Below are 406 nucleotides of genomic sequence, written 5' to 3'. Positions count from 1 at the left end.
ATTGTGATTAATACGCACCAAATCATTGATGCCTCCCCAAAACATGGCGTAGCAATTCAACGAATACGTGATTTCTTCGAAGAAGTTAACGTTGCAGATATTTATCGAGCTAGCTTGACGGAAACGCAACAGTCACAAGTGATTTCACAGGCAATGTCCTATCAAAATCGACCCTATAATTTTTCGTTTTATCCTAATGATGATGGCTTATATTGTTCACAATTGGTGCAGTTAGCATTTGCAAATGTGTTGACGATACCGCAACAACCGATGCAATTTGGTGATGATCAGCAGCCAATCTCAAATTATTGGCTAAACTATTACCAAAAATTAGGTGTTGCAGTGCCCCTTAATCAACCTGGTACTAATCCACATGATCTATCAAAAACACCGCAACTCAATTACG

The 406-nt window shown here is 38.9% G+C and carries 1 protein-coding gene; it reads left to right on the top strand.

The features are described 5' to 3' along the window. Nucleotides 1–406 (top strand): YiiX/YebB-like N1pC/P60 family cysteine hydrolase (locus C1I95_RS34600; RefSeq protein ID WP_111220288.1); only part of this gene is annotated, 406 nt, incomplete at both ends.

This window comes from Micromonospora craterilacus (genome assembly GCF_003236315.1).
Taxonomy (GTDB): domain Bacteria; phylum Actinomycetota; class Actinomycetes; order Mycobacteriales; family Micromonosporaceae; genus Micromonospora; species Micromonospora craterilacus.
This window is presented reverse-complemented; position numbering and strand designations above follow the sequence as displayed.